Here is a 22,689-nt window from a genome sequence, read left to right as displayed (position 1 = left end):
ATAGCTATATATGCCACCATTACATCATTTTACAACCAAAGCCAAAGATGTCATCAAAAAAGCCCATGAATTAGCCATAGAACGTGGTCAAAATCATGTGAATCCGCTTCACTTGCTAACAGCCCTTGTTGTCCAGGAAGACGGTATTGTTTTGGCTATTTTAGATAGACTAGAAGTTGATACAATTTTGCTTGCTGACAACCTTATTGAAGAAATTGATACAGGTGAGGCAGGGAATACAATGTCTACATCATATCAACTATATTTAACTCCAGAGCTTGCTCAAGTTATTGAAGCGTCAGGCAGAGTTTCCGCAACGCTTAAGGATGAGTTTGTATCTGTTGAGCACTTATTGCTTGCGCTTTTTGATGTTGCATCATCTGCGCGTGAACTTTTGTTTAAATTCAAATTAGAAAAATCTATGGTGCTTGATGCGTTAACTGCATTCAAAGCTGGAAAAGGAGCATCTGCTGATGCTGCTCCAAAGAAAATGAAGGCAATTCTTAAGTTCACTCGTAACTTAACAAACCTTGCTAGAGAGAATAAATTAGATCCAGTTATCGGAAGAGATGCGGAGATTGCAAGAGTTATTCAAATTCTTTCAAGAAGAACAAAAAATAATCCAATGTTAATTGGAGAGGCTGGAGTTGGAAAGACTGCAATCGCAGAAGGGTTGGCAAACAGAATCGCACTAGGCGATGTACCAGAATCTCTAAAAGATAAAGACCTTGTATCGCTTGATATGGGTATGCTTGTTGCTGGAACAAAATACAGAGGAGAATTTGAGGAGCGTTTAAAAAATATTTTAAAAGAAATAGAAAAATCAGATGGAAAGATAATTCTTTTTATCGATGAAATCCACACTATTGTTGGAGCTGGATCTGCAGATGGCGCACTTGATGCATCTAATATGTTGAAGCCTGCACTTTCTCGTGGAGAGCTGCATGCAATTGGAGCAACAACACTTAAGGAATATCAAAAGCATATTGAGAAAGATCCTGCTCTTCAAAGACGTTTTCAACCTGTTTTTATTAATGAACCATCAGAAGAGGATGCAATTTCAATTCTTAGAGGTCTAAAAGAAAAGTACGAGTTGTATCACGGTGTTCGTATAACAGATGATTCAATTGTTTCCGCTGTTAAATTCTCTTCAAGATATATTTCAGATAGATTTTTGCCAGATAAGGCAATTGACTTAATTGATGAGGCGGCATCTGCACTTAAAATCGCGCTAGAAAATAAGCCGCCAGAACTTGAAGTTGCTCATAGAAAAATAATGAGATTGGAAATTGAGAGACAGGCTTTAATTAAAGAGTTAGTAACCAACAAGTCTGTTAAGGCTAGGATAAAGGATATTGAGGCTGATATTGCAAATCAAAAAGAATCAACTAGGGAGACTGAAGCTAAATGGATTAATGAAAAAGAAACTCTTGCTGATATTAAATCTATTAAGAAGCAATTGGAGTCATTAAGACAGGACGCAGAAAGGGCAGAGGCAACAGCTGATTTATCAAAAGCAGCTGAGATGAGATATGTAAAAATTCCGGCACTTGAAAAAGATTTGGAAGCAAAAGCAAAGCGCTTAAAAAAGTTACAAGTTTTCAGAAGAATTCTCAAGGAAGAAATTACAGAAAATGATATTGCCGCAGTTGTTTCAAGATGGACTGGAATTCCAGTTTCGAGAATGTTAGAAGAAGAGGCAAGAAAAATATCTAGAATTGGTGAGGAGCTTACAAAACAAGTTGTTGGACAAGATGCTGCTGTTAAGATTGTAGCAGACACTATTAAGCGATCACGTGCTGGTATTAATGATCCACAAAAACCAATCGGTTCATTCATTTTCCTTGGACCAACTGGCGTTGGAAAAACAGAATTAACAAAAGCTCTTGCAAAGTTTATGTTCGATGATGACAAGGCTCTTATTAGAGTTGATATGTCCGAGTACATGGAAAAGCATTCAGTTTCAAAAATCATTGGTGCACCTCCCGGATATGTTGGACATGATGAAAGCGCAACACTTACTGACATTGTAAGACATCGTCCATATTCTGTAATTTTGTTCGATGAAATTGAGAAGGCTCACCCTGAGATATTCAATATTCTACTTCAGGTTCTTGATAATGGACGATTAACTGATTCAAAAGGTAAAACTGTTAACTTTAAAAATACTATTATTATAATGACATCAAATATTGGTGCTCAATATATTGATAATATGCAAAAAATTGGATTTGCAATCGAGAAAACTGATAAGTCAGATTATGAAGATGCAAAGACAAGAGTAATGGGAGCACTTAAGAATAGTTTCAGACCAGAGTTCTTGAATAGAATCGATGAAATTGTTATTTTCGATATATTATCTCCTGAGGCAATTAAAGATATTGTTAAAATTGAAGTAGAGAAAGTTATTAAAAGACTTCTTGAAAAGGAAATCACACTTGTTGTTTCTGAAGGTGTTTATGAGTATCTTGCAAAGGAAGGATATAATCCACAATATGGAGCTCGTCCATTAAAGAGATTAATTCAATCTAAGATTCTGACTGCCGTTGCTGGTTTGATTATCGATCAAGGTGTAATTAAGGGTGGAACAATTAACGTTGGAATTGACGCCAAAACATCTGAGTTTACATTTGATGTTAAGAAGGTGAAAAAAGGCAAGGTTATTGATGTTAAGGAGGTAACAGATGGATCTTTGTCTAAGGAGAGTTTAGTTGCTCCAATCAAGGCTAAGGTGGCAAAGAAGAAGGTTTTGGCTAAATAGTATGACTAGACATATAATTCATGTAAATGAACCTTATTTTACACACCTCGCAAATGAGTCCAAGAAAGTCGAAGGAAGATTGAACAAGGATAAGTTTTCAGAGATGAATGTAGGAGATGAATTGTTTGTGAACGATTGTCTAACTTTAAGTATTGTCGGTAAGAAGATATATAAGACCTTTAGAGAGATGATTGCCAAAGAGGGCTTGAATAATGTAATACCTGGGGCTAAGTCTATTGATGAGGCTGAATCTGTCTATTATGGATTCTACACCGTAAAGGATGAAAGCTTGTTTGGGGTGGTGGCTATAGAAGTGGTTGTTGTTTCAAAGGTATTATAAGGGAATATACCTGTCTTTTAGCTAATAATAAGATATTTGGAAAAAACAGGAATATCTGCTATGATATTCCTACGCGCAGATGGCAGAGCGGTCAAATGCATCTGACTGTAAATCAGACGCCTTCGGGCTACGTAGGTTCAAATCCTACTCTGCGCACAAGGCTCAAACGGTGATTGGCACCAAAACATTATTAATTCGGGGCCCAAATATATATACAAACATGTCACAAACAAGATTAGTTAAAGTAGCTCACAAAAAGACAGGTGAGATCTATCACACAAGTAAAAACAAGAAAACTGTAGAGCGTAAGCTAAAACTTATGAAGTACAGTCCAAAGCTACGTAAGCACGTAGAGTTTTCAGAGATCAAGAAATAATTTCTTTAAATAATCCGACGGGATTATGAATAGAAAAATAAAAAACACCCTCCTAGGTGTTTTTTATTTGCGTTACTAAAACTTTTGGCTTACTTCAGTATAAGAATATTTTACTCTACACTTGGGTACATCTGCCTTAGTTGTTTCATAATCATGTTGTACGCTCCCTTACTCATTGATCTACTTGTAACCTTAAACTTAGCTGCTGCAATAAATTTTTCTATTGAGTCAATACCCCTTTCTCTTGTGAGCGCATCAGTGGCGTCGAGGGCTTGCTTTTGTAAGGCCTCAATGTTGACGTCCCGTGGTACATCCCCGAGTCTTTCATTGTCTTCGTCGATTGTCTCGCCTAATTGCTTATAGATTTCTTTTGCGTTAAAGGGGGTCTCCTGTGGAGGGGGAAATTCACTCATAATTTTATCTAATTATATTCCAATTATTTTTTAATTAATAAACTTGCTGGATTATTATACTATAAACTGACTCATCCATGCCGTGTTTTTCTTTTACGTCATCTAAAACTTTGATGAACGCTTTTTCAGAATCTGGTTGAGGGTGCATTCTTCTAATGTGAATTAATATATTTAATGCTGACTCATATTTACTTGTCATTTCATCTGATATAACTCTTCCATACTTTTCCTCTTCCTCTCTATGATCATATATAACTTGATCTAATCTATTATATATCTCTGCCACATCAAAAAATGTTTCGGGTGTCTGATGTTTTTCGCCCATATTTCTTGTGGTTATTGGTAATGGGTTAATTATATCAAAGTGGTCCTTATTAACAATCATATAAATGTGTCATAATTTTAGTTGTGATTTTGGTTGGTGTAAATGGGTTGTATGGGCCTAGTCATAAGCAGGTTTGGCTTTTTAGTCAAAATAGATTAAGATAGTAGAACAAACGTTCAGAGGCTGGCAGGGGACGATTTGGTTAGAATCACAAAATACGGGCCTATAGTTTCAATGGTAAAACGACGGTTTCCAAAACCGCAGTTCGAGGTTCGAGTCCTCGTGGGCCCGCTAGAATATACAATATTATGAAAAAAGGAGAAGATTATACAGGTGTTACAATTGTATATCTATGTCACGATGGAAATGGTAAATATTTGCTTTCAAAAAGAAGTAATAGTTGCAGGGATGAGCATGGAACCTGGGACTGTGGTGGAGGAGGTCTTGAATTTAATGACACTGTAGAAAACACTCTAAGAAAAGAGATTGCTGAAGAATATCGCACAGATATATTAAATTTTGAATTTTTAGGGTACCGAGATGTTCATAGAGAGCACCAAGGAAAAAATACTCATTGGGTAGCTCTAGATTTTAAGGTTAAGATTGATCCATTGAAAACAGGTAACGGGGAGCCTCATAAATTTGATGCTGTAGAATGGTTTTCTTTAGACGCCTTTCCTGAACCACTTCATTCTCAACTTCCAAATTTTTTGAACTTGTACAAATCTAAAATATGATTTAAATATTATGTACAAATAAACCCCGCCGTTCTGCTTAATGCATACTAGGCGGGTTTTTTTTGTTTAATTAACTATCATTGGTACCAAATTAATGGGCCCAAATCGGGTAAGGGTCTATTCCTCAACATAACATAGATAATAGAATCTTTAGACATGGAAGCTTGATCAGTTATTTGCCATCCTTGTTCAAAGAGTTTGGTTGCAGGTTTATTCTCAAAAAATATCATAGACTTACCATCCCAGCATCCAATATACTTTACGGAAGTTGGCCATGTGACAATAGATTTATGTCCAAGTTTGGATGCTTGAACATCTAGTTTCCCTAAGTTGGCGTTGATGCATTGAACTTCAGAAATTGACATCGGCAAATAAATATTTTTATCTCGGTCCTGTTGAACAACAAGATTGTGGAGTTTTTCATATTCGTAAAAAATACCAATAGCTACACCTAAAACAAATATGAAAATAACAACAGCAGCATATGCAAGTTTGTTTTTCATCGAGTTATTTGGTTTGAGTTGATTTAGTTCCTCAGTAAATAAAAGAACTATGTTTATATAATGATATAACGAGGATTATTTTATGTCGAATGAGTTATATAACCTATCTCTTAATGGTGTAAAGTTCGATATAAGAAATTTTCAAAATTGACACAGATTATTGTCTATGAGATATTATTATCGGACCTAGAGAGGCAGTTCTCTGCTGGGATCGGCAAATTCAACACCAATAATTCAGTGAAAAATCCACCTGTCCACATTGTAGTTTACAGAAGTGATGCTGATGCGAGTATGATTGCCAGATTGTACTACAGATGCTCAGCAATGGCTGTTCCAAATTATGCAAAGTCCGGGCCGTATTTTGAAGGCTGGGGTAAAAGTGCTGAGGAGGCTATTGGAGATGTGGTTTCCAAACATGGCCGCAATGAATCATTTAATCTCAAAAAGTTCCTTGATACAATTGATATGCGCGAGGTCACACCTGAACAACTCGGCCGGTTCATCTTGTCCTACAGAAAAGGATGCCCAATTAACATTTATATTGATACTAGCAAGAGATGGGGCGACCTAGAACTTGTGTTACCAGAACATCTGAAAATTGAGTTTGCTCCTAAGGCTGATATTCGAAAAGGGTAGAGAAGTGCGATTATCATCTGGAATATCTAATCAAAACAAAGCCCCCGCTACGCGGGGGCTTTTCTGTATTTGTATTTTTTTATGAGCGATGTATACGGTTTATTGTACTACTATCTAATCTTTATCTTGCTTGTTGAGCACCTCCTTGTGGGGCTCCTGCACCCGCTCCAGCGCTTTGTACAGGTACATTAGGTCTTTGATTGATTGATGTTGCGTTGATACTTCCATCAGCATTAGCTTGGCCTGTAGCTGAAATTTGACTACCGACTACTACATCTTCAATTGTTCCGGCTGATGTTTTTTGAACAGCAGTTCCTGATGTAATAAAGATTATCTTTGATCCTCCATCTCTTAGCTTTACTGTGATACTTGTTGCATCTTTACTTAGTACCTCTCCAGAAACAGCTCCACCCATCATACCGCCTCTGTTTGTTCTAATATTATTTCCAGGGCCTCCTATGCCATTTGCATCTTGTCCAAATTGTCCCATTTGTCTTGATGAAGAAGGGTTACTATTAACTTTTGTACCTGCATAGAATGATATTCCAGCAACTAATACTAAAACTATTACTGCTATTATTATTTGATTTTTTTTCATATGATTTTGCGAAATCATGTCGCGCCGATGTCCTTTGGGCGCGACTATGATTAATGTGTTTTATTATTTTTTAATTTTTACCTTTATCTGTTCTTCACTTCGTCAATACCAAAATCTGCTGATTTTGGTACGATTTTTACGCATAAAAATCGGCTTAAAATCGAATCGTTTACTCATACTTCAGCGCATCTATCGGATTCAATCCCGCAGCCCGCCGCGCTGGATAGTATCCAAAGACAACCCCAATTACAGCTGAGACCGTGAAGGATAGAACTACAGAAGATATTGAAACTTGAGTTGCAATCAATCCCGAATAATTTATTCCGAAGGATATGAGCCATCCGAGGAGTATTCCAATGAACCCCCCGATAAAAGTAATCATTAAAGCTTCAATTAAGAATTGTAAACTAATATCTTTATTTTTTGCACCAATTGCTTTTCTTAATCCAATTTCCCGAGTTCTTTCAGTTACCGTTGTAAGCATCATGTTCATAATTCCAATTCCACCAACAACTAGTGATATCCCTGCAACTGAACCAAGAAGAATGGTGAATATTTGAGTGATGCTCGATGCTGTTGCTGCAATGTCTGCTTGATTAAGAACACTGAAATCAGCGACGCCATTTTTTAGATTATGTTTTTCAAGTAGAAGGGAAGTAATCTGAGCTTGAATGTCAGCGCTAGAATTTGAGTCAGGAGCTTGAACACTTATTGTTGTTACATATTCATCGCCAGAAAGCATTCTTTGAGCTGTTGTAAGTGGTACCCAAATAAGATCGTCCTGACTACCAAAACCAGTTCCTCCTTTTGCAACCGTTAATCCGATAACTGTAAAATCAACTTTGTTAATTCTTATTTTTTTCCCAATCACATCAGCACCGGTTCCGTATAAGTCATCTCTGACATTGGGACCAATTACCGCAACCTTACTTCCAGATTGTAAATTTTGATCTGTTATAAATGTACCCTCAGCAATGGAAACATTTCTTACACTTTGATAATCAGGTGTGGCGCCTGTTACAGTTGTATTTGTATTTTGGCCAGCCGCAGTAACTTGATATCTTCCTGTGACTTCGGGAGCTACAGCTTTAATATTTGTGACCTGAAGTTTGATTGCATCAACATCAGCGAGTGTTAATGTTTTTGCACTTCCACGCCCGGCACTTACTTGCACACCTGGGCCACGTTGTGCACCTGGTGTTATAAGAATTAGGTTTGACCCAATTGATTGAATGCTCGATTGAATGGAATTTTGTGCGCCCTGTCCAATTGCGAGCATTGCAATAACGGAGCTAATTCCAATAACGATTCCAAGCATTGTCAGTCCAGAACGAACCTTGTTGGAAAAAATCGCAGAATATGTTTCGTGTAATATGTCTAATATTGTCATTTTTTTGGTTGGGGTCAGGCACCATGGTGCCTGACCCCAAATAATTATTTTTTATCGTCGTTCATTTTTTTAAGCAAAGCTATCGCATTTTGTTTCTTATGATTCTTTCTGTCTTCTGTGATTTTTCCATCTCGAATCACAATAATCCTATCTGCATGCTCAGCAACATCTGGCTCATGGGTAATTAGAACGATTGTCCTTCCAAGCTCTTCATTTAATTTTTGAAATGTACCAAGAACAATTTCCCCAGTTTTACTATCTAGGTTTCCAGTAGGTTCATCGGCCAAAATTAAACTTGGATTATTTACAAGGGCGCGAGATATAGCGACGCGCTGAATCTGTCCACCAGATAATTGATTGGAAAGGTGAGTGAAGTGCGATTCATCTAATCCAGATGCATGAAGTGCTGCGCGAGCTCTCTGTTCTCTTTCTTCTTCACCAACTCCAGCATAAATTAAGGGGAGCATTACATTCCTAAGAACAGTGCTTCTTGGTAGAAGATTAAAGGATTGAAAAACGAATCCAATTTTTTCTCGTCTAATGTCTGCAAGTTCATCATCGGATAGAACAGACACATCTTTTCCATCTAAAAAGTACGTTCCTGTTGTTGGAGTGTCCAGCGCTCCAAGTATATGCATTAATGTCGATTTTCCAGATCCTGATGGTCCCATGATTGCAACAAACTCGCCATCCTCAATGGTAAAACTTACTCCATCAAGCGCAAGAAATGCATTTGCGTCAGGGTCATATATTTTTGTGATGTTTTTTACTTCAATCATGTTTTTATATTATTATCGTCCTGTCGCAGCTCTTGTTCCTCCGCCTCCTCCAAACAAGCTAGGTGTTGATGTTGTCTTAGCGGCAGTTGCACTGGATGTTGTTGTTTTTGTAACAATTCTGTCTCCAACAATTAGACCTGATAAAATTTCTGTTTGAGTATCATTTGATAATCCAACTTCCACAGCTTGTTGTATAGGAACCTCATTTGCAGTTTGTGCTGTTGTTGATGTTGCAACTTTTGAACTAAACAACTCTACATATTTTATTCCTCCCTTACTTTTTACAGCACTATTTGGAATGACAATTACATCTTGTTTATTGTTTGTAATTATAGAAGCGCTGACGCTCATTCCAGATTTGACTCTGTCATCCTGAACATCAAAAGTAATTTTGACATTGTAATTAACAACACCTTGTGTGACAGTTCCAACTAAATCAATTGATTGAACAACTCCAGAAATACTTAAGGCGTCAATAGCGTCAAAAGTAAGTGTTGCTTTTTGTCCAGCAAGAATCTTGGCTGCATCAACTTCGTTTACAGTAATATCGGCTACTTTGTTCTTTGTGATAATTGTTCCAACAGATGCTCCTGAGGAAACTGCATCAGATGGCTTAATACTTATTTTTGCTATAACTCCATCAAAGGGGGCTGTGACAAAAAGATTTTGATAGGTTAATTGCTTTTGTTGAAGATTGATTCTTTGGGCTTCAATATCAAGATTGTCTGCACCATTTACAACCTTATCCAAGTTTGCTTGCTTTTGTGCAATCGTTTGTGGACCATTTTGAATAGTATCTTTTAAATCATTAATATTATTAACTGAGCTTGATAGATTAGATAGATCAGAGTTAATTTTACCTATCCAATTAATTAGATTGTTTGATGCGTTTACGGCTGCTGTACTGTTGCTTGATGCGTTTGTGCTGTTTGGATCTTGATTTTTAATGTAGTCAACAGTATTTTTTAGGTCCTTAAGAGTACTTGAAACTTCTTTTGTTATCTCATACGCTGTCTTAATTAATTGTTCAATAGAGCTTGTTGAATTTGATCTTGACGATGCTCTATAAGTTTCAAGAGCTGTCCTGTAGTCATTTTTTACTTTATCAAAATTTACACCAGCATTATTTTTAAAAGTCTTTGTTTGTGACGAAAGTGCTACCAAACTTTGATCATTCAAATATCCAGAACCTGAATAGAGTATATCGTTCATTCCAGTTACGGCCTCTGTCATGTCTAGATAACTTGAGGCAACAGAACTGTATCCGGTATCGTATGCATTATTTAGATTGTCTACTGATTTATTGTAACTTTGCTTAGTATTATTTAAATCATTTTCTGCTTGAATTCTTGTTGAAGCATCTGCAGGTTGAACAAATTGTTCATATGCAATTTGCGCAGCTCTATAATCAAGATATGCACTTGGATTATCAATTTGTGCAATAATTTGCGCAGCCTTAACCTCTTGTCCTGTTGTAACGTTTACTTTTAATATATCGCCAGAAGCCTTGGTCTTAAGGTCAATTTGATTTGATGCAGAAACTTGTCCGCTACCTGTTACGTTCGTGATAATTGAGCCTTTTTGAACATCAGATACAACATACGATGTAATAACTGGTGTAGGAAAAATTAATTTTATCAGCCAATATACTAATGCGATAACAACTATAGCAATGACGATACTTGTCTTTTTGTATGTCAAAGCAATTTGTTTCCATTTTAAATATTTATTCTTTAACCTAATCTTAAATGGTTCTTTATGTATATTTTTGATTTCTTTTTGCATATTGATTTAATTAAATTAATTATTTTGTCTCTGTTACTGATTTTGAAGTAGTTGCAGGTGCTACAATCGATGTGTTATCAGATTGCGGTGGTGGAGGTAATAATCTAATTAATTTTGCGTTAATTATTCCCTTGTCTGAAGGAGAAGTGTCTGTACCAGAAATTTCCCCAAGAACTATAATATAGTCACCAATTTTCAAATCTTTTGAGTTGATATCTTCTCTGAATTGTCTAATTAAAGTGTCCTTAGAAATATTAATTGTTTTTTCAATATTGTCAGGTGAGGCAACAACAATTGTGGGTAAGTTGATTGAAACGATTTTTCCTACAGCCCCATGTCCTCCGGGAAGATTTGCGTCTTTCATAAATTCATCAAATTGTTCTGGTCCTCCTTTGCCTGCAGGACCGCCTTTGTTATTAAATGCTCTGTAGTAGTTATCTCCAGTAGATTTATAAAACATCGCTTTGTGATATCCCACAAATATTCCCGCTTGGAAAACTACAGAAATTACTATTAAAATTACCAGGAATTTAATTATTCCAAACTTATCAATTTTTTCTTTTATTTTATTTATGTGTTCTTTCATGTTTGGTTTTGGGGTCAGACACCATGGTGCCTGACCCCAAATGTTAGGCTGTTATTAAATTATTTCTTACAACTGAAGTCGCCTTTAGAATTGACCAAGTAAATATTACGGCAACCGCAAGTAGACTTGCTATACCAATTATTGGTAAGGATTCAGCTAGTGACATTACTATTTCTTTCCAATACACCATTGCGACATCTGAATCTGAAAATATAATTGATACATAATTATAAAAACCAGATTGTGTAAATGATGTAATAATTTGTGCAATTATTGGAATGGAAACAAAGAATGAAATCATGGATACAAAACTTAAGCCAAGTGCTTTGTACTTGGCGTTTTGTTTAGCTTTCTCATCAATGCTAAAAATAATGCGATTTGCAAGATCGTAAGGCGCTGATATCACTTGTTTATCCATTTCCTCTAACGCTCTCTTTAATTCTACGTTCATACTAACTATATACGAGACGGGGGAGAGGTTTGGTGCAAATATCTGTGCAACGCCTATTTGTCTGTAAGTAGCTCCTTAAGCTTTGAAATAGCACGTCTATATTGGCTTTTGATTGTGTTCATTGGCTTATTTGTTATTTCTGAAATTTCTTCAAAGGTTAGTTCCTCCGTTACATGTAGGGAAATAATCAAGTTTTCACTTGATGACAATTTTTCTAGGGCAATCCTTAGGCTTTCAAAATATTCTTTCTTTTCAAAGACTTCATTGGGTAAATCTTCTGTGTCCATTATATTGCTCTCAAAATCAGTCTCTATATCATTATGTGAATCCAAAATATTAAGAACAGAAAAAGGTACCGCGTTCTTCTTTCTAAGCTTATCTATAGCCGTATTTTTGGCGATAGTAAATAGCCAAGTTTTAAAATTTTTATTTGCATCAAATTTTGATATTTTTTGCCACGCCTTAATAAAAGTCTCTTGAGATATATCTTCTGATCCCTCTTTGCTTCCAGTCAGTCTGTAAATAAAAAAATAAACAGAATTGGCATAACGCGCAACTAGGGTATTAAATGAAAGCCTGCCTTCTTTTAGGTAGTTTGTAGATTCTTGTATTTCTTTAATTAATTCTAGATCTGTTTTTTCCATCTATTGTTTTTACCGATGTTTTTATGGAGCTTATGCTTGTACCTAGAAACTTTTTCACAATATTTTCTACTTTCTTAAAATTTGTGATACTGGGCTTAATCCAAATAGTTTCTTCTCTTTTTTTAAACCAAGTTCTTTGTCTTTTAACAAAATGCCATATATCTTGTGCTAGTAGCTTTTCAAAATCCAACTTAGAAATTTTGTCTTCAAGTAAATCTGCAAGATGTCTATATTCTAAACCAAGCGCACGCATTCTCTTATAGCTTAAACCATTTTCATGTAAATTACGAGCTTCTGCAAGCATTCCTTTTTTCATTCTCGATTTAATTCTAAGTAAAATTCTTTCCTTTAGGGTATCATCATCAAAATCAAGACCAATAAAAACTGCCTCAAAATTTTCTTTATTTTTAAGCGGAGGAACAGCACCAAGCTTTAACGCAATTTCAATTGCTCTAATAATTCTAACTTTATTGAATTGACCACCTCCATCGTTTTTAAGCTGGTCAGCTCTATTTTGATCTAGCTTTATTAATTTATTATAAAGATTTTCTGTAGTCTCTGTGGATAACTTTTTTCTAAGCTCAAAATCTGGTTCAACATTTGGAAATTCAACACCATTAACTAGCGCATCAATGTACATTCCTGTTCCTCCACATATAATTGGAACCTTACCTCTGGATATAATATCGTTCGCAATTTTTAATGCTTGCTTGGCAAATTTATCAGCTGTGTAAATTTTTTTTGGATTTATAACATCCAGCATGTAATGAGGAACACCCTGCATTTCTTTTTTTGTAATTTTACCAGTTCCTAAATCTAGCCCCTTGTATACCTGACGGGAGTCGGCAGAAATAATCTCGCCATTGAATTTTTTTGCGAGTAAAACCGCCAAGTCACTTTTTCCAGTAGCTGTTGGACCATATACAACAATTGCTTTTTCTAGCCCTGTCTTTTTAGGCTTTTCCATTTTGTGCCAGAGGTGGGACTTGAACCCACAAACCTTGCGGCGCTCGATTTTGAGTCGAGTATGTTTACCATTTCATCACTCTGGCGTTCTGTTATTTGTGTCTGGAGTCAGGTGATTTTGGTCAATGACCTAAAACAAGCACCGGGCTCCAGCTGACCAACCCCAACCCCTTCAGTATTATTCAATATCAACATGATGTCAACACTTTTGTTGATTTTCAAGGGTTATAAAGAAAATATCTGTGCTACAATCTTAACATATGCAACCACAATCACAGTATTTTAATAATTCAATTTTCTGGATAGAGATAGAAAAAATCGTTCCAAACCCATATCAGCCTCGTAGAGACTTCGATCAAAACGCCTTAAAAGACCTATCTGAATCTATCAGAATGTACGGCTTGTTACAGCCAATTGTTGTAACTCGTACTGAAATTGTTAAGGACGATGGGGGACTTGCTGTTCAATATGAGCTTATTTCTGGAGAAAGACGTCTTCGTGCTTCAAAGCTTGCGGGCCTTTCTCAACTTCCAGTTATTATTAGATCGGGCGATGATGACAATAGAGTTAAACTTGAGCTTGCAATCATTGAGAACTTGCAGAGAGAGGACCTAAACGCAGTAGATAGAGCTAGGGCATTTCAACAGCTTGCTGATGAGTTTGGGCTTAAGCACGTACAAATTGCACAAAAGGTTGGAAAGAGTCGTGAATATGTTTCAAACACAATTAGACTTTTGGCACTTCCTGAACACATGCTTAAGGCATTATCTGAGAAGAAAATTAGTGAGGGACATACTCGTCCACTATTGATGTTAACTGATAGACCTGAAGAGCAAGAAGTTTTGTTTAAGGAAATAATAATCAAAAAAATTACAGTTAGAGAGGCTGAGAGAATCGCAAGAAGTGTAGCTACGGAGCGCGTAAGAAGAAAAGATCCTCTTGCACCAGATCCTGAGATTACAGAAATTGAAGGAAAGCTGAATGAGGCACTAGGAACAAGAGTTCAAATTGAAAGAAAGGAGGTTGGTGGAAAGGTAGTTATCGATTTCTTTAATAATGATGATCTTCATCACTTACTACAATTATTGGAAGGCTCAGAAAAGATGCAAGGTTTTTCTCAAAAGCTAAAAAGTGAATTAGCAAAGACTGCTGTTGCTGATGCTATTGCTGCAGTTCAAGCTCCATCGGCTACTTCGATTGCTAACCCTATTACGGATCCAGTTACGCAAGATGCACCTATTGCGTATTCAGCCCCAGCTTCATACATAGCTCCAGTTTCACCTATTGAAAATGTAGCTCCTGTAGAAGTTCCTGCATATAATCAATTACAACAAACTGAAGCACCTCACACAGAGGTACCTCAGGCTGAAATACAATCAAAAGAAAATATTGAACAAAATCAGGAATCACAAATTGTTACTGATTTAATTAAGGATGAAACTGATGTTGGTGTAACTGAAAGTGGTGCACCTATTGATGATTCAAGTCCAGCTGACGCAGGTGAAGACGATGAAGACCTGTACTCAATCAAGAATTTCTCACTTTAGAACTAGCTCAGAATTAAATTTGGATTTTCTTTAGAATTTATTTATAAGTTCTTCATCTTTATTTGTTATGATTTTGTCATGCAAAAAAAAGAAGTAAAAGAAACAGAGGAAATAGAGGAAATAGAGGAGATTTCCTTAAGTGTTGATAATATTAAAGAGAATATTTATATAATCAGAGGACAGAAGGTGATGCTGGATAAAGATCTAGCTAGGCTTTATGGGGTCACAACAAAGAGACTGAACGAATCTGTAAAAAGAAATTTTAGAAGGTTTCCAAAGGATTTCATGTTCCAGCTGACAAAGGAGGAGTATGAACTCTGTTCAAGGTCGCAATTTGCGACCTTGAACAGAGTTCATGTATTCAGTGAAGGTTTAGGATTCCAGGAAGATAATTTAAAGACAAGAGGTCAGAATATAAAATATATCCCCATGGTTTTTACCGAGCAGGGAATTGCCATGCTCTCAAGTGTGTTAAATAGCGATAGGGCTATACAAGTAAATATTCAAATAATCAGAGTGTTCACAAGGCTGCATGAAATGGTGAATGATTACAAGGATTTAAAAGAAAAAGTTGAAGAAATGGAGATTGATAATGAAATTAATTTTACGGAAATATTCAGGGTTATAAGATTATTAACTACAGAAAAAGAAAAAACTAAAGGACCATTTGGTTTTGTTGCATTAAAGGAATAACTTTGCTAAATGGCTAATAATATAGTTTTGTTTGAGGTCACAATTTGTGACCTCAAGATTTTCTACCAACATTTTTATTTACGCTTATTCCGCTTTAGGCACTTCCTCCACTTCCTTCTTCTTAAAATTTCCACGTCTACCAACCACCTTGGGTAGTGAAAGGATTTCAAGAGCTCGTTCTAATGTTATTTTGTAAACATCGTCAGTTTTAAGAGATCTAAAATCACCATCATGAACTATGTAGGGTCCAAATCTTCCTATGCTTGCTGTAATATTTTTACCACTCTCTGGGTGCTTTCCTAAAACTCGAGGAAGAGATAAATAAACCAAAGCTTGCTCAACAGTAACTTCTGCTGGATTAACTTCTTTTGGAATAGATGCCATTCTTGGTTTCTTGTTCTCAGGTGTCTTTTCACCAAGTTGAACATAAGGACCAAATCTTCCTATCTTTGTGAAGATGGGCAAACTAGTTTCTGGATCAACCCCAATAGGCTCATCAGTTTTTATAGAAACTCCTTCCATTGTTAACGCACCATCACATTCAGGATATTTAGAACAGCTTAAAAACTTTCCAGTTCTTGCAAGCTTGATAATCATGCTTGCTCCACATTTTGGACAAACAAGTGATGGGTCAGCATCGCCAAGATTTGTAACTTTCTCAATATCGATTTTCTCCGCAATAGCGCTCACCAATGGATCATAGAATTTTTTGATTGTTGGAATATACTTTGCTTTTCCTGCTGCAATTTCATCGAGCTCGTTTTCCATATCGGCTGTAAAATCGTAATCAACATACTTCATAAAGTGCTCTTCAAGGAATGAAATAACAACCTCACCTGTATCAGTTGGCTTTAGAGATTTATTTATCTTCTCAATATATTGTCTAGTCTCAAGAGTCTTAATAATACTTGCATAAGTTGAAGGGCGGCCAATGCCTTTTTTATCTAGTTCCTTAACAAGACCAGCTTCAGAATATCTACTTGGTGGTTCTGTAAACTTTTCAACCCAAACCATTTTCTCTAATTTTAGAGGTTCATCTTTTTCTGTCTTTGGAAGAATAACATCTTCACCAACAGCAGCTGGGTCTGCAAGTAGCCATCCATCAAAAATTACACGTGATCCTGTTACCGTAAAGTTTGGTAACTTTGAATTAGTTTCTTCATCTCCATTTGCACATGCAATTATCTTTGTTCTAGCAATTCTTGCATCGGCCATTTGAGAAGCTAAAGTTCTTGCTCTAATTAATGTATATAGTTTTTTCTCCTCCTCATTTCCACCTGCATTTGCAACAGATAGGTGTGTTGGTCTTACGGCCTCATGGGCTTCTTGAGCGTTCTTGCTTGTTGATTTAAATGTTTTCGATTCTGCGTATTTATCGCCAAATTCTTTTTTAATTACAATTTGTGCTTCGGCAATAGCGAGTGCACTTAGGTTTGTACTATCTGTACGCATGTATGTAATGTGTCCACCTTCATATAATTTTTGCGCAATACCCATAGTTCTTGAAGGAGTGAATCCAAGTCTCGATGATGCTGCTTGCTGAAGAGTTGAAGTTGTAAATGGGGGACGAGAAGTTCTTTTTAATTCTGTTTCTTCAATATCTTTAACTTTCCAAATAGTTTTCTCACCTAATGCTGTTATTTCTTCTGCTCTTACTTTGTTATTAATTTCCTCTGTACATGACATTTGCAAAAGCGCTCCATCTTTATTTTTGAAGTCAGCAGAAATTGGATAATATGCAACAGGAATGAAAGCTCTAATTTCACGCTCACGTTGAACAAGAATTCTAAGTGCTGGGGATTGAACTCGTCCAGCAGAAAGTCCGTATCTAACTTTTTTCCATATAACTCCAGATAGATCATAACCAACAAGTCTATCTAATACTCTTCGTGCTTCTTGAGCTTTTCTTAGATTATCATCAATTTCTCTTGGGTGTTCAATGGCCTCTTTTATAGCTTCTTTCGTAATTTCATAATAAACAACACGCTTTGGATTTTTAAGACCAAGCGCTTCTTTTAAGTGCCAAGCAATGGATTCACCTTCACGGTCGGGGTCAGTAGCCAGAAGCACTGCTGATGCTTTTTTTGCTCGAGCTCTAATATCTGCGACAACCTTTTCTTTTCCAGCAGAAATTTCATAGTGAGGAATGAATCCTCCGGGTATATCAATTGCTGACTTATTACTCTTTGGTAGTTCTCTAATATGACCAACTGAAGCAACTACATCATATTCACCTCCAAGATATTTGGAAATGATTTTTGCTTTCGATGGAGACTCAACGATAAGAAGTTGTTTGGACATGTCTATAATTAATACTACAGATATCGGGATTGCGCAAATTTAGGTAATAATATGATAGAATATTATTATGAATGAGGAGAAAATAGAAAAAATTAAAGGACTGAGCGAGTTATCAGAAGCCGCATCAAAATTGGAGGATTTTGGCAACCCAAATAACTGGATGTTAAAAAAAATATTCTTTGATATTTCCGAAAATGAAGATTATCAGGATTCAGTTAGGGATATAGCTACTGACTTAATGCTTTATTGCGAAGAGGATGAGTCGGTGGGTTCATTAAGTAAGGAAAAAATATTAAAAAAAATAGCTACGACATTTTGTATGGTATCGTAGCTATATATGTTTGATTTGGCCTAATTCAGTTCGGCCTCCTTTCCTTTTTTGGGGGCTCATAGTGCGCAGAGCTACTCCCGTTGTTGTTTCTTTTGACATAAACGTGGGAGTGATTTTCACGATCTCCATTTTTTGATCGGAGAGTGTGATGTTCTTTTCCACTTGAAGTCTGAACCGTCTTTTCTTTGACGTGTTCCTTGCCATCTTTTTTCCATTTTCCCCATCCCATAATATACCTTTCTTTTTTTTTGATGTTAATCATTCCGAGTGAGAACACCGCGTCCTTACTTCAGTAGTTAGATTAGCACCATCTATGTTAATGTCAATTTGTAATAAACCGCAAATTTCTTAAAATAATCAAATTAAAAGCGAGGTCTTTTGATTATTATGACCTCGCTGTTTTGAACTGCGTGATTTGCAACTAGTAGATACGGGATTTTCCCCTCCAGGTTTGTGCTGGTCCGCATTTGTTTTGGGTATTTGGACCTGTGGATGGAGATGCGATTGTATCTTCTCTTCGAACAAAATTAGTTCTTGAGAATAGACCATTTCGCTTCCGTTTCTTCTTTTGTTGGTTTTGGGTTGAGATTAGATCAAATAGTATGATTAGTATATTGGGTATATTCATATCGATGTATTTCTAGTTTCTGCAACTTAATGTGGTTGCATTTTTTAAGACTCTGATAAGTTCTAAAAAATACAACCAAGTGTTTGGGATAAAGAGCTTTGTATAATGTAACATAATGAGGGGTTGGTGCAAATTTTAGCGAATGAAATTATTGCAATAAAAAAACACGCGTACCTTGCGTGTTAGTTTTGGTTTTATGCGAGCGTGAGTACTCGCTGTCTTAGTTCGATCGTAACCTGGCATAAGACTAAACCGCTCTGACTTTTTTCGCCTAAAACGGCCTTCTGGAATCAGATTAACCATGTATTTACTCCACTGAGGAAGTTAGTTATTTATAAGGTACTATACCAAAAAGGAAACTTGCTGTTGGCCGAGGACCGCAGGGGTCTAGAACGAGCCGATTGCATACACTAACCTTTTGGCACCAGAAAGCTTTGACCGCTAGATGGTGTAGATATAATACAAGTATCTGTGATTTTGTCTACCATTTGAACCATTTGAATAAATATTCTATCAACCTCTTAAACTCAGTTTGGAATAAACCTTCCCATATCTCTCCTCAACCAATCCACGCATCTGAAGCATTGAGACAGTGACAAGTACCTTGGAAATATTAAATCCGGTTTGTCTGCAAATTTCATCTGGTGTAATTGGGGAATCTAATAAATCTAAAATTTCTTTCTCCTCTCCAGAGCATGAATCAAATAGAGATTGTGCAACTTCTTTGATTGTATATTCTGTAATTCCTAACGCGTCAGTAATGTCCACTGCTGACGATATTGGAATGGCCCCTTGTTTAATTAATTCGCGGGGGCCTTCTGAATGAATACTGAAAATTGATCCAGGTACAACTAAAACTTCTCTATTATATTCTGAAGCCATACGAGCTGTTATCATTGTTCCAGAATCTTTTTTGCCTTCAATTACAACAGTCATATCTGACAAACCTGCCATTATTCTATTCCTTAATGGGAATGTCCAAACATTGGCTTTTGCGTCCGGCTCAAATTCAGAAAGAAATACTCCGCCTGATTCATATATTTGTTCAGCTAGCCTGACATTTGTCCTAGGGTATAAAACATCCGCATTCAGTCCTGATCCAGGAATTACAATACATGGCACTTCATATCTTAAGCATAACCTATGAACAATACTGTCTATTCCTATTGCAAGACCTGACACTATGGCAATCTTGTCCTTATATAGTGAAAGACCCTCTATTAGCTTCTCGCATACTAGTTGTCCATATTCAGTATACGAGCGGGAGCCTACGATACATATAATTTTAAGGGTCTCATCATTAGCGATGCGCCACAATAGCGAGCCTTCTTTGCTGGCTTTGTCTGAGTCTACGCCCTCCATGTCTTCATCTGGCTTATATATATAGTATAAGGTACGAGGTGGGTCACTAATCTGTCTTAATAATCTTGGATAAAGCGCTGCTTTTAATTGTTTTGTTTGCATGACCAAAGTGTATCAATATGATATGATGTTTCTATAAATTATTCATAAAGAAAAACGAAAGAAAATATGTTAGATATTAAATTCATACGGGAAAATAAGGATCTTATAGACGCAGGTGCTAAAAAGAAGCATATAAACTTTGATGTTAATAAATTACTAGAAGTAGATGACGCAAGAAGAGCCTTGCTAACTGCAATAGAGAACAAGAAATCTGAGCAAAATAAGGTGGGGGAGCAAATTACAAACCCAGTTATTGATCAGGTTGAAAGAGACCGTCTAATTGCAGAAATGCGTGATTTAAAGGAGTTAATTAAAATAGAGGAAGAAAGATTTACAGTAATTATGAAGGATTGGCAACAAATGATGGTTGCTGTTCCTAACATCCCAGACATGTCAGTTCCAGAAGGTGTTGATGATTCTGAAAATCAAGAAATACGCACATGGGGCGAGATTCCTAAATTTGATTTTGAACCAAAGAATCATATTGACCTGTTGCTTCAAAATGATATGGCTGATTTTGAAAGGGGAACAAAGGTTGCCGGCTTCCGTGGTTACTTCCTTAAAAATGGAGGAGCTCGTTTGGAGTTTGCAGTCTGGCAAGCAGCAATGGAGTTTTTCACAAAGCGTGGATTTGATCCAATGATTGTCCCATCACTTGTTAGAAGGGAAACTCTACTTGGCACAGGATATATTCCTCAAGGAGAAGATGATCTTTATAAAACTCAAGATACGGATTACTTGGCAGGAACTGGAGAAGTTGCAACTATGTCATATTATTCCGATGAAATAATTGACCTCAAAGAACTTCCAAAAAAGATGCTAGCTTTTTCTCCATGTTTCAGAAGGGAAGCAGGAAGTCATGGTAAGCAAACAAAAGGGTTGTATAGAGTTCATGAATTTTTCAAATTAGAACAAGTCATTTTGTGTGAAGCATCACATGAGAAATCAGTTTCTTTTCATGAGGAATTAACAAAGAACTCAGAAGAATTCTTGCAAGCTCTTGGATTACCTCATCATGTTGTAATTAACTGTGGAGGGGACATTGGTCTTGGACAAGTTAAAAAGTATGACATAGAAGCTTGGATGCCGTCAGAAAATAAGTACGGTGAGACTCATTCTTCTTCATATTTTCACGATTTTCAAACAAGACGCCTTAACATTAGATATAGAGACGAGGAAGGAAAGTTAAGATTTGCACACTCATTAAATAACACAGCTATAGCAACACCTCGCGTACTGATTTCAATTATTGAGAATAATCAGCAAGCAGATGGTTCAATTTTAGTTCCAGATCTACTTAAGCCTTATATGGGTGGTATAACTATTATTCAGAAGGAAGATAATGCAAAAAGCCTCTAGACACACTAAAGATGTTCTCAAATACTCCGCTGTTTACAAAAAACGACAGAAGGTAAAAAATGTAAAGCGGGTAATTTTTGGAATTGTAGTACTACTTACTATAGTAGGACTTATTTTCATATCCCGAACAGCAACTTTTGCAATATCTGAAATTCAGGTTAAGGGATTACAGTCTGTGAGTACACAAGACGTAATTGCAGAAGTAGATTCTCAGGTTAACGGAAGTTATGCTTTAGTATTTCCTAAAAAAAATATTCTATTTTATCCCAAAGAAAGAATAAGAGAAGATTTGCTAAAAAAATTTGGTGCGTTTGAAGATATTCAAATTAGGACAATTGATACAAACAAACTAGAGGTTTCTGTTGTTGAAAAAAATGCGGTGGCAGTTAGTTGTAAGACGGAACAGTCTGTTGTGAGTGGGGCGTTCACTGATTGTTTTTTTATTGACTCAAATATAAGAGCTTTTCAACGGGTTGTGGGGGAGCCGGACCAAAGTCTTACAAGATTTATCGATTACAATACTAACTCAACATCTACAACGTTTTCTTCAACTACCCTAGATCAATTAGAAAAAATCAGACAAAATCTAGTCAGTAAAAATCTTATCACTCAGTATGTGTTAATTTCGGATTCAAAAGATGTTGAATTTAAAATCGTAAATAATGGAAAAATTAAAATTTCATTACCTGTAGGGGAAAATTTCTTGAGTGTTTTAAATACAGCCCTAGGTACAAAACAACTTTCAGGTAATGTTTTGTTTGAATATATAGACGCTAGATTTGGAAATAAGGTGTTCTTAAAACTAGGAAATACAGCTAATGTTATGTCTGCTATTGGTATAATTAGTGTTGTTGGATCATCAAGTACCTCAACTATTTCAAGTACTTTAAGTAACACTACTTCTTCTGGAGCGAGTTTGGTTGTAAAGATGAAGCCAAAAACAAAAATATCAACAAGTACTAAAACTCGTTCATCAACAAGCACCTCAATCGTGGTTAATAAAGCCAAAACTGTGGTTAAAAAGAAGACTCAGTAAAAGTATACAGCAACAGTAGTTAGCTATGGTATATTTGAAT

General features: G+C 36.2%; 24 protein-coding genes and 3 tRNA genes. 12 read left to right on the top strand and 15 right to left on the bottom strand.

Annotated features, from left to right (window positions below):
- Positions 1–10: 10 nt before the first annotated feature.
- The 4 genes from WCQ00_02610 (at position 11) to rpmG (ending at position 3,477) form a co-directional block, all read left to right on the top strand.
- Positions 11–2,761 (top strand): AAA family ATPase, encoded by a 2,751-nt coding sequence (locus WCQ00_02610; GenBank protein ID MEI6042434.1) that lies wholly within the window; start codon positions 11–13, stop codon positions 2,759–2,761.
- A gap of 1 nt (position 2,762) precedes the next feature.
- Positions 2,763–3,101 carry an ASCH domain-containing protein gene (locus WCQ00_02605; GenBank protein MEI6042433.1) on the top strand — a complete coding sequence of 113 codons (339 nt, stop codon included), beginning with the start codon at positions 2,763–2,765 and terminating at the stop codon, positions 3,099–3,101.
- 73 nt (positions 3,102–3,174) lie between these two features.
- A tRNA-Tyr gene (locus WCQ00_02600) sits at positions 3,175–3,257 on the top strand.
- Between the two features lie 64 nt (positions 3,258–3,321).
- The gene (rpmG, locus tag WCQ00_02595; GenBank protein ID MEI6042432.1) at positions 3,322–3,477 is read left to right on the top strand and encodes a 50S ribosomal protein L33; all 156 of its coding nucleotides are present in this window, start codon (positions 3,322–3,324) and stop codon (positions 3,475–3,477) included.
- Positions 3,478–3,587: 110 nt separating this feature from the next.
- Here the strand turns inward: rpmG and WCQ00_02590 are convergent, their stop codons facing one another.
- Positions 3,588–3,890: a hypothetical protein gene (locus WCQ00_02590; protein MEI6042431.1), complete on the bottom strand. Its 303-nt coding sequence runs from the start codon at positions 3,888–3,890 to the stop codon at positions 3,588–3,590.
- Between the two features lie 34 nt (positions 3,891–3,924).
- A complete protein-coding gene (locus tag WCQ00_02585) occupies positions 3,925–4,215 on the bottom strand; it encodes a hypothetical protein (protein MEI6042430.1) in 291 nt (96 codons plus the stop codon).
- Positions 4,216–4,434: 219 nt separating this feature from the next.
- Here WCQ00_02585 and WCQ00_02580 point away from each other — a divergent pair.
- Positions 4,435–4,506 (top strand) — tRNA-Trp (locus tag WCQ00_02580).
- Between the two features lie 17 nt (positions 4,507–4,523).
- Positions 4,524–4,952: an NUDIX domain-containing protein gene (locus WCQ00_02575; protein MEI6042429.1), complete on the top strand. Its 429-nt coding sequence runs from the start codon at positions 4,524–4,526 to the stop codon at positions 4,950–4,952.
- A gap of 77 nt (positions 4,953–5,029) precedes the next feature.
- Here WCQ00_02575 and WCQ00_02570 read toward each other — a convergent pair whose 3' ends face one another.
- Positions 5,030–5,455 carry a hypothetical protein gene (locus WCQ00_02570; protein ID MEI6042428.1) on the bottom strand — a complete coding sequence of 142 codons (426 nt, stop codon included), beginning with the start codon at positions 5,453–5,455 and terminating at the stop codon, positions 5,030–5,032.
- 237 nt (positions 5,456–5,692) lie between these two features.
- Here WCQ00_02570 and WCQ00_02565 point away from each other — a divergent pair, with 237 nt between their 5' ends.
- Positions 5,693–6,091: a hypothetical protein gene (locus WCQ00_02565; GenBank protein ID MEI6042427.1), complete on the top strand. Its 399-nt coding sequence runs from the start codon at positions 5,693–5,695 to the stop codon at positions 6,089–6,091.
- 121 nt (positions 6,092–6,212) lie between these two features.
- Here the strand turns inward: WCQ00_02565 and WCQ00_02560 are convergent, their stop codons facing one another.
- From WCQ00_02560 to WCQ00_02520, 9 genes are all read right to left on the bottom strand, one after another.
- Positions 6,213–6,689 carry a hypothetical protein gene (locus WCQ00_02560; GenBank protein ID MEI6042426.1) on the bottom strand — a complete coding sequence of 159 codons (477 nt, stop codon included), beginning with the start codon at positions 6,687–6,689 and terminating at the stop codon, positions 6,213–6,215.
- Positions 6,690–6,858: 169 nt separating this feature from the next.
- Entirely contained in the window at positions 6,859–8,079 is a 1,221-nt protein-coding gene (locus WCQ00_02555; protein MEI6042425.1) for an ABC transporter permease, read from the bottom strand.
- A gap of 44 nt (positions 8,080–8,123) precedes the next feature.
- Positions 8,124–8,858 carry an ABC transporter ATP-binding protein gene (locus WCQ00_02550; GenBank protein MEI6042424.1) on the bottom strand — a complete coding sequence of 245 codons (735 nt, stop codon included), beginning with the start codon at positions 8,856–8,858 and terminating at the stop codon, positions 8,124–8,126.
- Between the two features lie 12 nt (positions 8,859–8,870).
- Positions 8,871–10,643 (bottom strand): HlyD family efflux transporter periplasmic adaptor subunit, encoded by a 1,773-nt coding sequence (locus tag WCQ00_02545; GenBank protein MEI6042423.1) that lies wholly within the window; start codon positions 10,641–10,643, stop codon positions 8,871–8,873.
- Positions 10,644–10,662: 19 nt separating this feature from the next.
- On the bottom strand, positions 10,663–11,229 hold the full coding sequence (locus WCQ00_02540; protein ID MEI6042422.1) for a hypothetical protein: 567 nt from the start codon (positions 11,227–11,229) through the stop codon (positions 10,663–10,665).
- A gap of 43 nt (positions 11,230–11,272) precedes the next feature.
- Entirely contained in the window at positions 11,273–11,680 is a 408-nt protein-coding gene (locus WCQ00_02535; GenBank protein ID MEI6042421.1) for a hypothetical protein, read from the bottom strand.
- Positions 11,681–11,733: 53 nt separating this feature from the next.
- On the bottom strand, positions 11,734–12,324 hold the full coding sequence (locus WCQ00_02530; protein ID MEI6042420.1) for a sigma-70 family RNA polymerase sigma factor: 591 nt from the start codon (positions 12,322–12,324) through the stop codon (positions 11,734–11,736).
- On the bottom strand, positions 12,296–13,291 hold the full coding sequence (gene miaA, locus WCQ00_02525; GenBank protein MEI6042419.1) for a tRNA (adenosine(37)-N6)-dimethylallyltransferase MiaA: 996 nt from the start codon (positions 13,289–13,291) through the stop codon (positions 12,296–12,298). The genes WCQ00_02530 and miaA overlap by 29 nt, the downstream gene beginning before the upstream one ends.
- 4 nt (positions 13,292–13,295) lie before the next feature.
- A tRNA-Leu gene (locus tag WCQ00_02520) sits at positions 13,296–13,376 on the bottom strand.
- Positions 13,377–13,550: 174 nt separating this feature from the next.
- On the opposite strand from WCQ00_02520, the gene WCQ00_02515 reads away from it, so the two are divergent.
- Both WCQ00_02515 and WCQ00_02510 read left to right on the top strand, forming a co-directional pair.
- Complete coding sequence (locus WCQ00_02515) at positions 13,551–14,837, top strand: ParB/RepB/Spo0J family partition protein (GenBank protein ID MEI6042418.1); 1,287 nt, start codon at positions 13,551–13,553, stop codon at positions 14,835–14,837.
- A gap of 78 nt (positions 14,838–14,915) precedes the next feature.
- Entirely contained in the window at positions 14,916–15,530 is a 615-nt protein-coding gene (locus tag WCQ00_02510; GenBank protein MEI6042417.1) for an ORF6N domain-containing protein, read from the top strand.
- 84 nt (positions 15,531–15,614) lie between these two features.
- Here the strand turns inward: WCQ00_02510 and topA are convergent, their stop codons facing one another.
- Positions 15,615–17,831, bottom strand: a complete 2,217-nt coding sequence (gene topA, locus WCQ00_02505) for a type I DNA topoisomerase (protein ID MEI6042416.1) — start codon at positions 17,829–17,831, stop codon at positions 15,615–15,617.
- A gap of 67 nt (positions 17,832–17,898) precedes the next feature.
- Here topA and WCQ00_02500 point away from each other — a divergent pair, with 67 nt between their 5' ends.
- Complete coding sequence (locus WCQ00_02500; GenBank protein ID MEI6042415.1) at positions 17,899–18,162, top strand: hypothetical protein; 264 nt, start codon at positions 17,899–17,901, stop codon at positions 18,160–18,162.
- A gap of 25 nt (positions 18,163–18,187) precedes the next feature.
- On the opposite strand, the gene WCQ00_02495 is transcribed toward WCQ00_02500, so the two are convergent.
- Entirely contained in the window at positions 18,188–18,424 is a 237-nt protein-coding gene (locus WCQ00_02495; GenBank protein MEI6042414.1) for a hypothetical protein, read from the bottom strand.
- Between the two features lie 879 nt (positions 18,425–19,303).
- A complete protein-coding gene (locus tag WCQ00_02490) occupies positions 19,304–20,254 on the bottom strand; it encodes a DNA-protecting protein DprA (GenBank protein MEI6042413.1) in 951 nt (316 codons plus the stop codon).
- Positions 20,255–20,320: 66 nt separating this feature from the next.
- Between WCQ00_02490 and serS the strand changes: the two genes are divergently transcribed.
- Both serS and WCQ00_02480 read left to right on the top strand, forming a co-directional pair.
- Positions 20,321–21,613, top strand: a complete 1,293-nt coding sequence (gene serS / locus WCQ00_02485) for a serine--tRNA ligase (protein MEI6042412.1) — start codon at positions 20,321–20,323, stop codon at positions 21,611–21,613.
- Positions 21,597–22,649, top strand: coding sequence for a hypothetical protein (locus WCQ00_02480; GenBank protein ID MEI6042411.1), 1,053 nt, complete (start codon positions 21,597–21,599; stop codon positions 22,647–22,649). Before serS ends, WCQ00_02480 begins: the two co-directional genes overlap by 17 nt.
- Positions 22,650–22,689 lie beyond the last annotated feature (40 nt).

Source organism: bacterium, assembly GCA_037127815.1.
Taxonomy (GTDB): Bacteria; Patescibacteriota; Minisyncoccia; order Phycocordibacterales; family CAIZLB01; genus CAIJKW01.
The sequence above is the reverse complement of the archived record's forward strand: the minus strand, read 5'-3'. Positions and strand labels throughout refer to the sequence as shown.

Coding starts and splice junctions, on each gene's coding strand:
- WCQ00_02610 (MEI6042434.1), top strand. CDS start 11: ATGCCACCATTACATCATTTTACAACCAAAGCCAAAGATGTCATCAAA.
- WCQ00_02605 (MEI6042433.1), top strand. CDS start 2,763: ATGACTAGACATATAATTCATGTAAATGAACCTTATTTTACACACCTC.
- rpmG (MEI6042432.1), top strand. CDS start 3,322: ATGTCACAAACAAGATTAGTTAAAGTAGCTCACAAAAAGACAGGTGAG.
- WCQ00_02590 (MEI6042431.1), bottom strand. CDS start 3,890: ATGAGTGAATTTCCCCCTCCACAGGAGACCCCCTTTAACGCAAAAGAA.
- WCQ00_02585 (MEI6042430.1), bottom strand. CDS start 4,215: ATGGGCGAAAAACATCAGACACCCGAAACATTTTTTGATGTGGCAGAG.
- WCQ00_02575 (MEI6042429.1), top strand. CDS start 4,524: ATGAAAAAAGGAGAAGATTATACAGGTGTTACAATTGTATATCTATGT.
- WCQ00_02570 (MEI6042428.1), bottom strand. CDS start 5,455: ATGAAAAACAAACTTGCATATGCTGCTGTTGTTATTTTCATATTTGTT.
- WCQ00_02560 (MEI6042426.1), bottom strand. CDS start 6,689: ATGAAAAAAAATCAAATAATAATAGCAGTAATAGTTTTAGTATTAGTT.
- WCQ00_02555 (MEI6042425.1), bottom strand. CDS start 8,079: ATGACAATATTAGACATATTACACGAAACATATTCTGCGATTTTTTCC.
- WCQ00_02550 (MEI6042424.1), bottom strand. CDS start 8,858: ATGATTGAAGTAAAAAACATCACAAAAATATATGACCCTGACGCAAAT.
- WCQ00_02545 (MEI6042423.1), bottom strand. CDS start 10,643: ATGCAAAAAGAAATCAAAAATATACATAAAGAACCATTTAAGATTAGG.
- WCQ00_02540 (MEI6042422.1), bottom strand. CDS start 11,229: ATGAAAGAACACATAAATAAAATAAAAGAAAAAATTGATAAGTTTGGA.
- WCQ00_02535 (MEI6042421.1), bottom strand. CDS start 11,680: ATGAACGTAGAATTAAAGAGAGCGTTAGAGGAAATGGATAAACAAGTG.
- WCQ00_02530 (MEI6042420.1), bottom strand. CDS start 12,324: ATGGAAAAAACAGATCTAGAATTAATTAAAGAAATACAAGAATCTACA.
- miaA (MEI6042419.1), bottom strand. CDS start 13,291: ATGGAAAAGCCTAAAAAGACAGGGCTAGAAAAAGCAATTGTTGTATAT.
- WCQ00_02515 (MEI6042418.1), top strand. CDS start 13,551: ATGCAACCACAATCACAGTATTTTAATAATTCAATTTTCTGGATAGAG.
- WCQ00_02510 (MEI6042417.1), top strand. CDS start 14,916: ATGCAAAAAAAAGAAGTAAAAGAAACAGAGGAAATAGAGGAAATAGAG.
- topA (MEI6042416.1), bottom strand. CDS start 17,831: ATGTCCAAACAACTTCTTATCGTTGAGTCTCCATCGAAAGCAAAAATC.
- WCQ00_02500 (MEI6042415.1), top strand. CDS start 17,899: ATGAATGAGGAGAAAATAGAAAAAATTAAAGGACTGAGCGAGTTATCA.
- WCQ00_02495 (MEI6042414.1), bottom strand. CDS start 18,424: ATGATTAACATCAAAAAAAAAGAAAGGTATATTATGGGATGGGGAAAA.
- WCQ00_02490 (MEI6042413.1), bottom strand. CDS start 20,254: ATGCAAACAAAACAATTAAAAGCAGCGCTTTATCCAAGATTATTAAGA.
- serS (MEI6042412.1), top strand. CDS start 20,321: ATGTTAGATATTAAATTCATACGGGAAAATAAGGATCTTATAGACGCA.
- WCQ00_02480 (MEI6042411.1), top strand. CDS start 21,597: ATGCAAAAAGCCTCTAGACACACTAAAGATGTTCTCAAATACTCCGCT.